The sequence below is a fragment of the Saccharothrix isguenensis genome (assembly GCF_052936305.1).
The window spans coordinates 2,914,599-2,929,044 of sequence record NZ_CP193626.1 but is presented as its reverse complement, the minus strand read 5'-3'; the positions used below and the strand labels follow the sequence as shown (position 1 = coordinate 2,929,044).

13 protein-coding genes are annotated in these 14,446 nt (G+C 72.3%); 6 read left to right on the top strand and 7 right to left on the bottom strand.

Annotated features, from left to right (window positions below):
• Positions 1–23 precede the first annotated feature (23 nt).
• The 4 genes from ACRAKI_RS13825 to ACRAKI_RS13810 all read left to right on the top strand — a co-directional run bounded on the left by ACRAKI_RS13825 (position 24) and on the right by ACRAKI_RS13810 (position 4,601).
• The gene (locus ACRAKI_RS13825) at positions 24–494 is read left to right on the top strand and encodes a (2Fe-2S)-binding protein (protein ID WP_447007471.1); all 471 of its coding nucleotides are present in this window, start codon (positions 24–26) and stop codon (positions 492–494) included.
• Entirely contained in the window at positions 491–2,500 is a 2,010-nt protein-coding gene (locus ACRAKI_RS13820) for a molybdopterin cofactor-binding domain-containing protein (protein WP_447007470.1), read from the top strand. Before ACRAKI_RS13825 ends, ACRAKI_RS13820 begins: the two co-directional genes overlap by 4 nt.
• Positions 2,501–2,547: 47 nt before the next feature.
• Complete coding sequence (locus tag ACRAKI_RS13815; RefSeq protein ID WP_447007469.1) at positions 2,548–3,252, top strand: hypothetical protein; 705 nt, start codon at positions 2,548–2,550, stop codon at positions 3,250–3,252.
• 140 nt (positions 3,253–3,392) lie between these two features.
• On the top strand, positions 3,393–4,601 hold the full coding sequence (locus ACRAKI_RS13810; RefSeq protein WP_447007468.1) for a cation:proton antiporter: 1,209 nt from the start codon (positions 3,393–3,395) through the stop codon (positions 4,599–4,601).
• A 139-nt stretch (positions 4,602–4,740) separates the two neighbouring features.
• Here the strand turns inward: ACRAKI_RS13810 and ACRAKI_RS13805 are convergent, their stop codons facing one another.
• The 7 genes from ACRAKI_RS13805 to ACRAKI_RS13775 all read right to left on the bottom strand — a co-directional run bounded on the left by ACRAKI_RS13805 (position 4,741) and on the right by ACRAKI_RS13775 (position 12,057).
• Positions 4,741–5,766, bottom strand: coding sequence for an SPFH domain-containing protein (locus ACRAKI_RS13805; RefSeq protein WP_447007467.1), 1,026 nt, complete (start codon positions 5,764–5,766; stop codon positions 4,741–4,743).
• A complete protein-coding gene (locus ACRAKI_RS13800) occupies positions 5,754–6,221 on the bottom strand; it encodes an NfeD family protein (RefSeq protein WP_447007466.1) in 468 nt (155 codons plus the stop codon). The genes ACRAKI_RS13805 and ACRAKI_RS13800 overlap by 13 nt, the downstream gene beginning before the upstream one ends.
• Before the next feature lie 137 nt (positions 6,222–6,358).
• A complete protein-coding gene (locus ACRAKI_RS13795; RefSeq protein WP_447007465.1) occupies positions 6,359–6,634 on the bottom strand; it encodes a VOC family protein in 276 nt (91 codons plus the stop codon).
• Positions 6,635–6,665: 31 nt separating this feature from the next.
• A complete protein-coding gene (locus ACRAKI_RS13790; protein ID WP_447007464.1) occupies positions 6,666–8,612 on the bottom strand; it encodes a DUF2264 domain-containing protein in 1,947 nt (648 codons plus the stop codon).
• Positions 8,613–8,716: 104 nt separating this feature from the next.
• Positions 8,717–10,168 carry a DHA2 family efflux MFS transporter permease subunit gene (locus ACRAKI_RS13785; RefSeq protein ID WP_447007463.1) on the bottom strand — a complete coding sequence of 484 codons (1,452 nt, stop codon included), beginning with the start codon at positions 10,166–10,168 and terminating at the stop codon, positions 8,717–8,719.
• 240 nt (positions 10,169–10,408) lie between these two features.
• Complete coding sequence (locus tag ACRAKI_RS13780) at positions 10,409–10,804, bottom strand: ATP-binding protein (protein WP_447007462.1); 396 nt, start codon at positions 10,802–10,804, stop codon at positions 10,409–10,411.
• 134 nt (positions 10,805–10,938) lie between these two features.
• Positions 10,939–12,057 carry a glycosyltransferase gene (locus tag ACRAKI_RS13775; RefSeq protein ID WP_447007461.1) on the bottom strand — a complete coding sequence of 373 codons (1,119 nt, stop codon included), beginning with the start codon at positions 12,055–12,057 and terminating at the stop codon, positions 10,939–10,941.
• A 307-nt stretch (positions 12,058–12,364) separates the two neighbouring features.
• Between ACRAKI_RS13775 and ACRAKI_RS13770 the strand changes: the two genes are divergently transcribed.
• Positions 12,365–13,342: a Gfo/Idh/MocA family protein gene (locus ACRAKI_RS13770; protein ID WP_447007460.1), complete on the top strand. Its 978-nt coding sequence runs from the start codon at positions 12,365–12,367 to the stop codon at positions 13,340–13,342.
• Between the two features lie 529 nt (positions 13,343–13,871).
• A complete protein-coding gene (locus ACRAKI_RS13765) occupies positions 13,872–14,420 on the top strand; it encodes a zinc-binding dehydrogenase (protein ID WP_447008417.1) in 549 nt (182 codons plus the stop codon).
• Positions 14,421–14,446 lie beyond the last annotated feature (26 nt).

The following is a 14,446-nucleotide window of genomic DNA, read 5'->3' as shown; positions in this document are numbered from 1 at the left end:
GGGGGCAGGCGGAGGAGGCCTTGGTGGGGCGATACCGATTGCACGTCAACGGCGAGCGGCGCGAGGTGGACCTGCCCGCTGGGACGCCGTTGCTCTGGGCGTTGCGGGAACAGTTGGGGCTGCTCGGGCCGAAGTACGGCTGCGGGGTGGGCGCTTGCGGCGCTTGTACGTCCCTTGTGGACGGTCAGGCGGCGCGGCCCTGCGTGACCACGGTGGCCGAGGCGCAGGGTCGGCGCGTCACCACCATCGAGGGCCTGTCCGAGGACGGTGACCACCCGGTTCAGCGGGCTTGGCTGGAGCTGGACGTCGCGCAGTGCGGCTACTGCCAGCCGGGCCAGATCATGTCGACGGTCGCGCTGCTCGCGGTCGACCCGGATCCGGACGACGCGGCGATCGACGCGGCACTGCGGGACAACGTGTGCCGGTGTGGGACGTACACGCGGGTGCGCGCGGCCGTGAAGCGCGCTGCCCAGCTGAAGCGGGATGAACGGTGAAGCGGCGGACGTTCCTCGGCGGCGTGTTGGTCGTGTCCGTGCCGATCGCACTGCCGGCTTCGGCCGAAGCGGCCGGAAGGTTCGCCCCCAACGTGTTCGTGCGGCTGGACGACCGCGGCCGGATCACGGCGACCGTGCCGAAACCGGACTTCGGCCAGGGCATGCGGACGATGGTGGCCCTGCTGGTCGCCGAAGAGCTGGCGGTCGGGCTGGACGACGTCCGGTTGGAGCAGGCCCTCGGTGACGAGGAGCGGTTCGGGTGGCAGGGCGTCGGCAACTCGTTCTCCGCCCGGCAGCTCACCGAACCGATCCGCACGGCCGCCGCGACCGCGCGGTGCCTGCTGGTCGAGGCGGCGGCCCGGCGGTGGGGCGTGCCGGCCGGGGACTGCACGGCGCGGGACGGCGTGGTCCGCCACGGACGTCGGGCGGCGCGGTACGGGAGCCTGGTGAGGGACGCGGCGGCGTTGGACCCGGCGACCGTGCCGGTCACGTTGACCCCGCAGGACCAGTGGCGGCTGCTGGGCCGCACGCGCGCCGGACAGGTGGGTGCGAAGGCGATCGTGACCGGCAAGGCCCGGTACGGCATCGACACCCGTCCGGCCGGCGCGCTGGTCGCCGTGGCCCTCCGTCCACAGTGGATCGGCGCGGTGGTCGACGCGGTGGACGACAGGGCGGCGCGCGCCGTGCCCGGCGTGGTCGCGGTGACGGCGCTGGACCCGGCGACGTCCGGCCAGGGCGGCGTCGCGGTGATCGCGCGGTCGATGCCGGAGGCGCTGCGCGGGCGTGACGCGCTGCGCGTGACGTGGCGCGGCGGCACACCGGATGCGGACAGCCGGGTGTGGCTGGCCGAGTTGGAATCCGCGCTGCCCGCCGTGCCGGCGGCGCCCGGTCCGGTGGCGTTCGAGGCCGTCTACCGGCTGCCGTTGCTGGCGCACGCGCCGATGGAACCGATGAACTCCACCGCGCACCTGACGGCGACCGGTCTCACCGTGTGGACGCCGACGCAGGACCCGGGCAGTCTGCGGACGATGCTGGCCGAGCAGTTCGCGTTGGACCCGGCGAACGTCCGGGTCGAGCCGACGTTGGCGGGCGGCGCGTTCGGCCGCCGGATCGAATCCGACCCGGTGTTGGAGGCGATCGCGTGTTCGCGGGCGGCGGGTGCGCCGGTCAGCGTGCTGTGGACCCGGGACGACGACATCCGGCACGACTCGTACCGGCCGATGTCCGTGCACCGGTTGTCCGCCGTGGTCGACGGGTCCGGCGTGCCGACGTGGCGGGCGCACGGGGTCGCGACCTGGCCGCTGACCGTCCTGCCGTTCTTCACCGACCCCGAGTCCGTCAAGTCCAACGGTGACCACTTCCCGTACGCGGTGCCGGGTCCGGTGGACGTGGCGCTGCGGCCCTCGCCGTTGCGCACCGGCTTCTGGCGCGCGGTCTACGCCGGGCAGTTCCAGTACGCCGAGGAGAACTTCCTCAGCGCCTTGGGCCACCGCGCCGGGCTCGACCAGGTGGACCTGCGGCGTCGGCTGCTGCCCGCCGACTCACGGCTGCGCCGGGTGCTGGACGCGGCGGCGGCGCGGGCCGGCGCCGTGCGGCCGGGTTTCACCCGCGGGGTGGCGTGCCACGACGACTACGGGTCCGTGGTCGCGGTGATCGCGGACAGCTCCGAGGGCGCGGTCCGCAGGGTCACGGCCGCCGTGGACGTGGGTCCGGCGCTGCACCTGTCCGGGGTGCGGGCGCAGGTCGAGGGCGCGGTGCTGGACGCGGTGTCGACCGTGTCCGGCGCGCAGATCACCGTGCGGGACGGTCGGGTCGTGCAGTCGTCGTTCCGCGACTACGCGTGGGCGCGCATCGACCAGGCGCCGGACATCGACGTGGTCATCGTGCCGTCGGACGCGCCGATCGGCGGGCTGGGCGAACTGGCCTACCCACCGGCTGCCGCGGCGATAGCGTCCGCCACCGGCCGGACCGTGACCGGGATGCCGGTCGGCGTCGAGGTGGGCTGAGCGGAAATCCGCTGACCGATCCGCGCCGCGCGCCTACCCTCTCCGCCATGGACCTGGTGGACCTCTGGCGACCGACCGGACGGGCGGAACTGGACCTGGTGGCGGCGTCGCAGTGGCGCGCGTGGCCGCCGAGGCTGCCCGACCAGCCGATCTTCTACCCGGTGGCGAACCGCTGGTACGCCACCAAGATCGCACGCGAGTGGAACGTGCCCGCCGAGGGCGTCGGGTTCGTCACCCGGTTCAGCGTGCGGCGCGACTTCCTCGCCCGGTACCCCGTGCAGCAGGCCGGCGGGCGCGAGGTGCTGGAGCACTGGGTGCCCGCCGAGGACCTCGACGAGTTCAACGCGAACATCGTCGGCACGATCGTCCGCGAGGCCGAGTACCGGGGTCCGGTCGCGGACGCGGAGTTCGACCGGGCGGAGGCCGACCTGGGCCGACCGCTGCCGGCGGCGTGGCGGCGCTACCTCCAGGGTGAGTCGTGGTTCCGCAGCGGGTGGCTGGGCGACACCTTCGTCACCCTCTACACGCCGCTGGAAACGGTGGAGGCGACCGCGGCGACCGCCGCGCGCCCCGGCATCGCGATCGTCGGCGACGACGGCTCCCGCGAACGCCTCGCGTTCGACCTGCGCGAAGATCCCGCGCCCGTGGCACTGGTGGACGTCACGGGCGCCGGGTGGTCCACCGCCCGGTCGTCGGCGCCGGACGCGGACGCGTTCGTGGCGCGGGTGGAGTCCGGCGACATCTCCTGGTAACCCCGTCGTCTTCGCCTCGGCGCTGGTTTGCGGAAACGGCGCTGATGCGGCAACCTTTCCGCCCGGACCGCCGGGACGTCTGGTCGGCACGCCCTTTGTGCGATGCGGAGGGCCGTATCGCCGATGACAGGATCGGGTAGATGGCTCTCGTGTTGGCCTTCGGGCTGGTGTTGCTCCTCAGCGTGTCCCTCTCCGGCGTCGCCGCGCGCACGGTGCTGTCCACGGCATTGCTGTTCCTGGTCGCCGGAGCACTGGTCGGGCAGGGCGGCTTCGGCCTGGTGGACATCCCGTCCGACGGCGCGTTCGTCACCGGGCTGGCCGACCTGGCGCTGTTCACCGTGCTGTTCACCGACGGTCAGCGCGCCAACGTGCGCGCGTTGCGGGAGGGGTGGCGGCTCTCGGGTCGGGCGCTCGGCCTGGCGATGCCGCTGACCATGGTCGGGATCGCGCTGCCCGCGCACTACCTGGCCGGTCTCGACTGGACCACGTCGTTCCTGATCGGCGCGATCCTCTCCCCCACCGACCCGGTGTTCGCGTCGGCGATCGTCGGGCGGACCGACGTGCCGCTGCGCCTGCGTCGCCTGCTCAACGTCGAGTCCGGGCTGAACGACGGTCTGGCGCTGCCGTTCGTGCTGATCTTCCTGGCCACCCTGACCGGCGAGGAGACGGACTTCGCCACGATCGGGCTGGAACTGGTCCTCGGCCTGGTGTTCGGCGTTGCGATCGCCGCCGCGGTGACGGTGGCCTGGAGGTTGCGCATCCTCACCGCGGAACCCCGGCTCCAGGCGCTGGGTCCGCTGGCGATCGGCGTGATCGTCTACGCGGCCTGCCACCTGACGCACGCCAACCCCTACCTGGCCGCGTTCGCCGCCGGGTCGGCGCTGGCCACCCTGGACCGGGTCAGCGCGGAGAACTTCGAGCACTTCGGCGACCTGCTCTCCGAGACCACCAAGTTCGCCGCGCTGCTGGTGTTCGGCGCGCTCATCACGCCGGACCGGATCTCCCACCTGACGTGGGGCGACTGGGCGGTCGCGGTGATCGCGATCCTGCTGGTGCGCCCGGCCGCGATGCTGCTGTCCCTGCTGCGCACCAGCCTCCCGTCCCGGGAACGGTGGGTCGCGGCGTGGTTCGGCCCCAAGGGGTTCGCCTCGGTCGTCTACGTGCTCCTGGCCTACCAGGCGGGCATACCGTCCGGTGAGCACGTGTTCGACCTGGTGGCGATCACGATCGCGCTGTCGATCGTGCTGCACTCCTCCACCGACGTCCCGGTGGCCAAGGCGCTGAGCGTGGAGCCGCCGGACAACCTGCCCACCGGCCAACCCGAGTCGCAGGAGTCCAAGACCGAGTAGTCCGCTCGGTGGCGACCCTCGGTGGCACAGTTCGGTGGCACAGCTGAAAAGAGCGCACCGGAGCACGCCATGGTCGGCTGTGCTCCGGTGCGTTGGCTCGGTCCCCCGACTGGGAACCGCCCCGATCATCGGGGGATGGTCAGGCGTGCGTGGTGCTGGTCCGGCCGTCGAGCCCGCCCTCGGTCTCGGCGTCGGCGACCGCCTCGGCGGCGGCTGCCGCGGCACGGGCCGCGTCGTCGGACGCCTTCGCCGCGGCCTCGTCGGCGGCGGTGGTGTCCGCGCTCGGCTCGACCTTCGGCAACGCCTCGGTGAAGGCGCGCGACACGCCCTGCAGCGCGGACGTGACCTCGCTCGGGATCACCCAGAACGTGTTGCCGGGGCCCTGCGCCAGCTGCGGCAACGTCTGGAGGTACTGGTAGGCCAGCAGCTTCGGGTCCGGGTCGTTGCGGTGGATCGCTTGGAACACCTGGTCGATGGCCCGCGACTGGCCCTCCGCCTTCAGGATCTCCGCCGCCCGCTGGCCCTCCGCCCGCAGCACCGCCGCCTGCTTGTCGCCCTCGGCGGTGAGGATCTGCGACTGCCGCTGGCCCTCGGCGTTGAGGATCGCCGCGCGCTTGTCCCGCTCGGCGCGCATCTGCTTCTCCATCGCGTCCTTGATGGTCCGCGGCGGGTCGATGGCCTTGATCTCGACCCGGTTGACGCGCAGGCCCCAGCGGCCGGTGGCGTCGTCCAGCACGCCCCGCAACTGGCTGTTGATCGTGTCGCGGGAGGTGAGGGTGCGTTCGAGGTCCATGGAGCCGACCACGTTGCGCAGCGTGGTGACGGTCAGCTGCTCGACCGCCTGGAGGTAGCTGGCGATCTCGTAGAACGCCGCGCGCGGGTCGGTGACCTGGAAGTACAGCACCGTGTCGATCTCCACCACGAGGTTGTCCTCGGTGATGACCGGCTGCGGCTGGAAGGAGACGACCTGTTCGCGCAGGTCGATCGCGGGGTGCACGCGGTCGATGAACGGGATGACGACGTTCAGACCCGGTTGGAGGGTGCGCTGGAACCGGCCGAGCCGTTCCACGTTGCGCGCCCGGGCCTGCGGCACGATCCGCACCGCCATCAGCACGATGGCGATCACGAACAGCGCGATCAGCAGGCCGGCGATCAAGGGTTCCACGAGTCACTCCCGGGGTAGACGAACGCGGTGCTGCCGCTGATCCGCATGACATCGACGGTGGCGCCCTCGGGGATCACGAGGCTGTCGTCGAACGGCCGGGCCGTCCACTCCTCCCCCGCGATGCGCACCCGGCCGCCGTGCCGAGTCACCTCGCTCACCACGTAACCGGACTCACCCACCAGGGCGTCCACGCCGAACCGCACGGTCTGCGGCTTGCGCAGGTGTTCACGGGCCAGCGGGCGGACCAGGACGAGACCGAGCACCGACGCCAGCGTGAACACCGCGAACTGGGCCGGAGCGGGGAACCCGATGGCGGCGACCCCGGCGGTGACCAACGCGGCTCCGCCGAGAATGCCCAGCGCGGCCGTCAACACGAGCAGTTCGGCCGCACCCAGGAACAACCCGAGCAGCAACCACACCAGCCAGCCGTCCACCGCACGCTCCCTCCGTGGCACGTCGACATTCGACGCCACGCTCCGAGCCTGCTCCCATGCTCTCCCGCCGGGGGCGACGCGACAACGTGCCCACCCGGCCGGTCCGGCGGGACGTTACTTGCCGGGCACCGGCAACTTGCTGCGGTCACGTCCGGCGGTCAGCGCAGGACGCAGAACTCGTTGCCCACGGGATCGGCCATCCGCACCCAACCGTCGTGCTCCGCCACGGCCACCGGGCCGAGGTCCACCAGACGGGCGAGCTCGGCGGCCGGGACCGGCCTCCACGAGCACCGCGGGGCCGTCCTCGGTGTCGCCGATCCCCCGCTCTTCCAGGCGGCGCAACTCCTGCTGGTCGTACGGCGCCGCCCGGTGGCCGTCCAAGACCCCGGCCCAGGGTCGCCTGCTGCCCCCAGTCGAAGACGATGTCGGCACACGGGCCACGCCCCGCAGGCCGGCGCGGGACGCTCATCCGGTCGGCAGGTCGGCCCGGGTCGAGGTGTGGTCGGGCCAGCGGACGGTGACGTGGCCGGTTTCCTGGTCCACCAGGACGGTCGGCGGGCTGTCGGGCCGACCGCTCGCGTCGAGTCCGATCACCACGGCCGTCCACTTGCCGGGCGTCACGTCGCCCGACGTCCACGGGGTGGCGGTGTTCGGGCCGAGTGGGCTCGCGTCGGGCTCGGTGTGGACGCCGGTCCGGTGCAGGCCGAGACCGGGGATCACGACTGAGCGCAGGGCGCCGGACCGGGCCTCGGCGCGGCCGGGACCCGTCGTCACCGTGGGGTCGCCGGCGAGGGGCCAGCCGCCGATCCGCAGCGCCGTCGCCGCGCGCAAGGCGTCGGGCGCATCGGGTAGGGCGTTCACCCGGACGCACCGCACTTCCCACGACCCCCGCAGCACCGACACGGTGGTGACCTCGGCGACGTCCCGCGCCACGCCCTGACGTCCGGAGCCGTGGTCGCGCCGGCCCGGTTCCGGGTCCAGCCAGTGGACCCGGGCCGTCGAGGCTCCGACCACGGCGTCCCCCACCTGCTCCGCGGACAGCGTCCGCATACCGGCACGGTGCGTGGCGTTGCCCGCCGCGTCCAGCAGGACCACCGACTGGTCCAACGGCGACGTCCACGCCCGTTCCGACAGCAGCGGCGCGGTGGCGGTCGAGTAGGCGAAGCGGGTGTACAGCGGCGAATCACCGACCTGCGCTCCGACCACCGCGTGGTCGGTGCCGTGGTTCACGACGCGGACCAGGCCGTCGGCGCGGGTGGACGAGATCAGCCAGCCGGCCGGGGACGTGACCCACGTCGCGTCCCCGCGCTCCACCGGCAACGGCTCCTCTGTGGCCGTCCACACGGGGTGGTCGGCCGGCAGCGCCAGGCCCAGCAGGCCTTTCGCGGCCCAGTACGGGGACGCCGGTCCCGAGTAGGCCTGCGCCAGCGCGCGCCACTCGTCGTACCAGCCCATGGTCAACAAGCCGCGTTCGTCGGGCGCGCCCCGGTCGGCGAAGTGGGCCACCATCCCGGAAGCCGCGCGGCGCAACAGACCTGGAGACGTCGACGGGACACCCGCCATCGCACCCGCCCACAACGGCGCCGCCGCGGCGAACCGGTAGATCAGGCTCCGGCCTTGCACCAACGGAGCGCCGTCGCCACCGATCAGGCGCACGTAGTCCACCAGGAAGCGGTCGAGCCTGGCCGCGTCGAGCGACGTCCGGTCCGCGGCGAGGTCGGAAGCGCCCCGCATCCGCGCCCACAGCACGGGGTACAGGTGCAGCGCCCAACCTCCGTAGTGGTCGAACGACCGCTCCTCACCGTCGGCGAACCACCCGTCGCCCCGGTAGAAGGAGTCGTGCGCCGCCAAGTCGGACGCGATGTCCTCGGCCCGCCACGGTCCGCCGGCCGACCGCAGGAACGTCTCCACCACGATCCGGAACCACACCCAGTTGCACCGCGGGTAGGTGTCGTCGCCGACCACGGCGGACAGGTAGTCGACCACCCGGTCGCGCACGGAGTCCGTCAGCCGGTCCCACAGCCAGGGCCGCGTCATGTCCAGGATCAGCGCGATCGACGCCGCCTCGACCTTCGCCTGCGCGTGCTCCTCGGGACGCGGCCAGCGTTCCGGGGACGCCGGGTCCGTGCCCGCGTCCAAGCCCTTGGCGTACCAGTCGGCCAAGCCCAGCGGGTCGCGGCCGTTCTCGCCGGCCAACCGGAAACCGGCGACCAGGAACGTGCGGGCGAATCCCTCCAGCCCGTCGACGGCGGTGCCGTACCCGCCGGGCGGCCCCGGTGGCGTGATCCGGGCGTGGCCCGGTGAGGCGTACGGGCGGACGGCGAGCAGCATCCGGTCGGCCAGCTCGGCCCACCGGTCCCGGCTCCAGCCGGTGATCGACTCCGTCTCCAACAACGCTTCAGGTCGGGTCACGCGGAGTCCTTTGCGGCCGGCACAACGGGACGATGGACCGATCATCTGTGATCGCCATTTGCCCAGTCAAGACCCCAACCACGGTCACATCCGATCAAAACCGATCAGACACCCGAAGATTCGGCCTTCCCGCCCCGCACCATGAACGCGCCGACCACCGCCACCACGGACAGGATCGCCGCCATCAGGAACGCCATCCGCAGCCCGCCCACCTCGGCGCCGATCGCGGACTCGCCGGACGCGGCCAGCCCGGCGGCACGCGCGCTCATCACGCTGACCAGCAACGCGACCCCGGCAGCGGCGGCCAACTGCTGGGTCGTGCTGAAGATGGCACTGCCGTGCGCGTACAGCCTCGCCGGCAACGCACCGAGACCGGCCGAGAACAGCGGCGTGAACGAGAACGCCAGGCCCACGCTCAGCACCAGGTGGAACACCAGCACCTGCGCGGTGGGCGTCGAGGCGTCGAACGTCGTCGCGAACCACAGGGACGCGCTGGTGGCGACCGTGCCGACGACGAGCAGGACGCGCGGACCCACCCGGTCGTAGAGCCGGCCGACGACCGGCGACAGCAGGCCCATCACCAGACCGCCGGGCAGCAGCAGGAGACCCGTGTCGAGCGGGTCCAGCCCGAGGACGTTCTGGGTGTAGAGCGGCAGAATCGTGACCGCGCCCAGCAGCAGCGCCATCAGGACCATCATCAGCGAGCTGGCCAACGTGAACGTGCGGAAGGCGAACGTCCGCAGGTCGAGCAGCGCGCGCTCGTGACGCTGGAGCGACACCTGCCGCAGCACGAACGCCGTGATGCCCAGCACGCCCACCGCGAGCGCCACCCACATCCCGGAACCGCCGCCGGAGTGCCCGATGTTCGACAGGCCGTAGACCAGCCCGCCGAACCCGAACAACGACAGCACCACCGACAGCACGTCGATCGGCGCGCTGCTCGACTCGCCGATGCGCGTCACCCAGCGCAGCCCCAGCACCAGCGTCGCCACCGAGATCGGCAGCACCACCCAGAACATCGCCCGCCAGCCGAACTGGCTCAGCACCACACCGGACACCGTCGGGCCGATGGCCGGCGCCACGGAGATGACGATGGAGATGTTGCCCATCACGGCACCCCGGCGGGCCGCCGGCACGAGCGTCATCACGGTCGTCATCAGCAGCGGGAGCATGATCGCGGTGCCGGTCGCCTGCACGACGCGGGCCGCGAGCAGCACCTCGAAGCCCGGCGCCACCGCCGCGAGCAGCGTGCCGGCGCTGAACAAGCTCATCGCCAGGCCGTACAGCACCCGCGTCGGCACCCGCTGGATCAGGTAACCGGTGATCGGGATGACCACCGACATCGTCAGCAGGAAGCCGGCGGTGAGCCACTGGCCGACGGCCGCCGTGACCTGGAGGTCGACCAGCAGCACCGGGAGCGCGACGCCCATGATGGTCTCGTTGAGGATGACCACGAACGTCGCCACGAGCAGCACGCCGATCACGGCGCGGTCGCTGGGACTGAGTCCGGGCGGCGACGTCTCGACGTCGGACTCGGACACACGTGCGGCAGTCAACGCAAGACCCCCAGGACGAAACAGGTGCGGAAATGGGCGACGGTGCCCTGACTGCCAACAACATTACCTGCGGGAATCGCCAGGCCCGAACGCGTTTCCACTTCAAGCAGAGCCCATCACGGACTGTCGCCGAACGGTCGCTCGTCGGCTACCGGACGCCCGCTACGAGACCGGACCGCAAGGTCACACCGCAAAGCCAGGCCGCACAAACTCAAGACCGTGGAAGTCAGGCCGTGAACGTCAGGCCGCGACCTCGCCCCACACGGTCTTGTGGCGGGCATGGGGAGCCACGCCCCACCCGCACGACAGCCTGTTCACCAGCAGCAGACCCCGGTGGTGCAGACCAGTTGCGCCCGGCTTGCCCAGCACGGGCAGCAGTTCCGGGCTGGCGTCGTCCACCTCGACCCGGACCACCCCCTCCTCCTGGGGGAGACGGAGCCGCAGCCGTCGCGGCGCGCTGGCGTGCTCGAAGGCGTTGGTCAGCAACGCATCGGCGATCACCAGCAGGTCCAGCAGCCGCGCCCGGTCCAGGTCGGGAAGATTCTCGGCGATCCATCTCCGCGCGCTGCGCATCGGCGGGACGGTCTCCTCCAAGTCGAAGTCGATGTGGTCAGGGGACCGTTCGACGACGTCCACACTCGTGCCTTCCCCAACTGTCACAACCCGAGGCGGTCTCCGGGAGTACCGGACGGGTTTCCCCGGCGCGACACCCGCAAACTGTGATCCGAGGACGACCTCGACCTCACGTCGGCGTCGGTGGTCGGAACGATTCAGACCAGGCGGACCTCGGCCCAGACCGTCTTGTGGTCGCGCCGGGGCCGATGCCCCCAGTTGACCGACAGCCGGTTGACCATGAGCAGTCCGCGACCGTGCTCGGGGGTGTCGAGCCGGCCCAGGACCGGGAACCTGCTCGGGCTGGCGTCGTTCACCTCGACCCGCACCACGTCCCCGTCGCCCGACCGGTGCAGCCGCAGCCGGCGGGGCGCGCGGGCGTGCCGGTAGGCGTTGCCCACCAGTTGCGCCGCGACCACCAGGATGTCCACCAGCCGGTCGTCGCCGACTTCCGGGAACGTGCCTGCGACCAGTTCCGACAACTCGGTCGGAGTGGGAGGCGTATCGGGCAGGTCGAGATCGACCCCGTCCCGAGGGAGATCGACAGTGCTCACGGTCCACCCTCCAGTGCCCTGTTTTCTCAAGGCAGAAACAGTCTCCGAGTTACCCGGCCGCACAACCGGGCAAACGCCGGAACCGACGTGCCGTCGGAAATTACGACGCATGGCCGCGTCGATCGTTCCACTCAGGGTGAACCAACAGGTCACGACCGCCGCGGACCGGGCGCCCGGTGGTCCGAAAAGGACGATTCCGGTGATCCGGATCACGTCGCGGCGAGCACGTGCCAGGACGGCCTCCTCGGCCGGCTCGGCGAGCAGGCCGGTGCGGCCGTGGTCGAGCAGTTCGGGCAGCCAGCCGCGGCGGAAGCCGACCACCGGGCAGCCGAGTGCGAGCGCTTCGACGACGGCGGTGCCGCCCGGTTCCGACCACGTGATCGGGAACAGCGCCGCGGTGGTGATGGCCAGGAGTCGATCGCGCTCACGTCCGCGCACCGTGCCCACCCAACTCACCCGCCGTCCGTCGACGTGCGGCTCGACCTCGTCGCACCAGTAGCGGACGTCGAGGTTGGCCCGCACGGCGGGATCGGTGGCGAGGGCGCGCTCCAGGTCGTCCCGGGCGTGGAACCGACCGACCGGCCCGGCGAGGACCAGCGGCCATCCCAGCTCACGGGCGACCCTCACCGCGATGTGCTGCCCCTTGCACCGCGTCACGCGCTCCAGGACCACCACGTGATCGTGCAGCGGGCCCTTCCACAGCGCTTCGCCCTTGCCGGACAACGGTTGAGCCGATCGTCGCCCGCTCGTCCTGGGCGGGGATGACCACGCTGACCTGCTGACCGTCCTTGCTGGCGCTCAGTTCTCGCGGACGCCACCGCCCGTGGTGACAAGTGCGTCGGGTGAGCCGGTCACGGAGCGGCTGATCGGATCGGTTCCATCATCCAACGGTCCCTCTTCCGTCGCGGGAGTGACGTTCCCGTGGGATCCCGGTTGAAACGCCGTGCCCGCGGCGTCCGTCCGGGGCCGGCGTTTTGGGATCGAGCACGGGCGGTACTCCCCGCTCACTCGACGTCCCCTGGGAGGCACGGTGAGCGACTGCCGGATCGGGTTCATCGGAGCGGGTGGTGTCGCGCTGCGGCACGCCCGGATGCTGACCGGGCTGCCGGACGCCGCCGTGGTGGCGGTGACGGACCCGCTCGTCGACCGGGCCGCGCAGTTCGCCGCGGAGTTCGGCGCGAAGGACGTGGCGGACGTCCCCGAACTGCTCGCCCTCGGTCTCGACGCGGTCTACGTGTGCGTTCCGCCGTTCGCGCACGGTCCCGTCGAGGAGGCGGTGATCGCCGCCGGGGTGCCGATGTTCGTGGAGAAGCCGCTCGGGCTCGACCTGGAGGTCGCGGACCGGATCGCCGCCGCCGTCGCCGAACGCGGGCTGCTGACGTCCGTGGGCCACCACTGGCGCTACGCCACTCCCCTGCGGCACGCGGCACGGGTGCTCGCCGACCGCCAGGTGCGGCTGGTGACCGGTTCCTGGCTGGACGAGGTGCCGCCGGTGTCGTGGTGGACCCGGCGCGACCGGTCCGGTGGACAGGTGGTCGAACAGGCGGTGCACGTGCTGGACGTGGCGCGGCTGCTGGCGGGCGAGGTCGTGGAGGTGCACGCGATGGCCGACGGGGTGGCGCCGCCCGGCGACGCACCGGGTGACCTCGACCGCGCCACGGCCGCTGTGCTGCGGTTCGCCAGTGGCGCGGTCGGCTCCCTCGCGGCGACGTGCCTGTTGCGGCGCAAGCACCGCGCCGGTCTCGAAGTGTGCGCGGACGGGCTCGTGGTGACGTTGGCCGAGGACGGTGCGGTCGTCCGGCTCGACGACGGCGAGCCGTGGCGGTTGGAGGTGGATCCGGACGCGGCGAAGCGCATGGCCGACAAGGCGTTCGTCGACGCGGTGATGGGCAGGCCGACGGAGCCTCTGGTGCCCTATGAGGACGCCTACCGCACGCACCGCCTGGCGTGCCTCATCGCGGAGTCGGCGGCGACCCGGCGACCGGTGCGGGTGACGCCCGATGGGTGACCGGGTGCTGGTGGTGGAGGCGCCGGGCCGTGTGGTGGTGTGCGACGAGCCTGATCCGGGACTGGTGGTGGAGGGGGATTCTCACGTCCGCAGCTCTACAGTGGACTGTCCGCGGGCACCGAGCTGTCGTTCTTCCAAGGGCACGAACCCCTCGCTGGACGCGCGGTGGGACACCGAACTCGGCCTGTTCCGGCCGGTGGCGGCCGGTTCGGGCTACCCCGTCCGAGAGCTCGGTTACATGGAGGTCGGCACGCTCACCGAGAGCCGGGCCGCCGGGATCGCGGCGGGCAGCGTGGTGGCGATGACCTACGGCCACCGGACCGGTGTCCCGGGACCGACCGGATCGCGCTGCCGGAGGCACTGGACCCGCTGCTCGGCGTGTACGTCGCGCACATGGGCCCATCTGCGCGAACGGCCTGCTGCACGCGGCGGCCGAGCTGCACGGGACGGACGTGCGCTCGCTCGCGGGCGGGGTGCGCGGCCGACGCGTCGCGGTGACGGGCGGTGAGGTCGTCGGGCTGCTCACGGGCTGTTCGCCGAGCACCACGGCGCCGCGGAGGTCGTCGTCGCCGATCCGACGCCGCAGCGACGTGCGGCGGCGAAGGCGTTGGGCCTCACCGCCGCGGATCCGCAGGCCGCGGACCTGGCGGTCGAGCTGAAGTCGCGCTGGCGGCACGGCCCCGGCGATCGCGGCGCGGACGTCGTCTTCCAGTGCCGTGGGCAGTCGTCGGGGCCGGCGCCGGCGCTGCGACTGCTCCGGCCGCAGGGTGCGGTGATCGACCTCGCGTTCTACCCGGACGGCGCGCCGGACGTGCGGCTGGGCGAGGAGTTCCACCACAACGGCCTGACCGTCCGGTGCGCCCGGATCGGCCGGGTGCCCCGTGGCACCGCCCACGCCTGGGACCGGGAACGGCTGTCCGCCGAGACGGTCGACCTGCTCCTCGCGGAGCAGGTCGACCGTCACCCGGCACCTCGTCACCGGCCGCGTGCCGTTCGAGGACGCAGCCGCCCTGCCCGCCGACCTCGCCGCGCGCCGGACGCACGTGCTCCAGGCCGTGCTCACGTTCTGAGCCGCTGAACCGCTGAACCGGGGAGTCCCGGTCG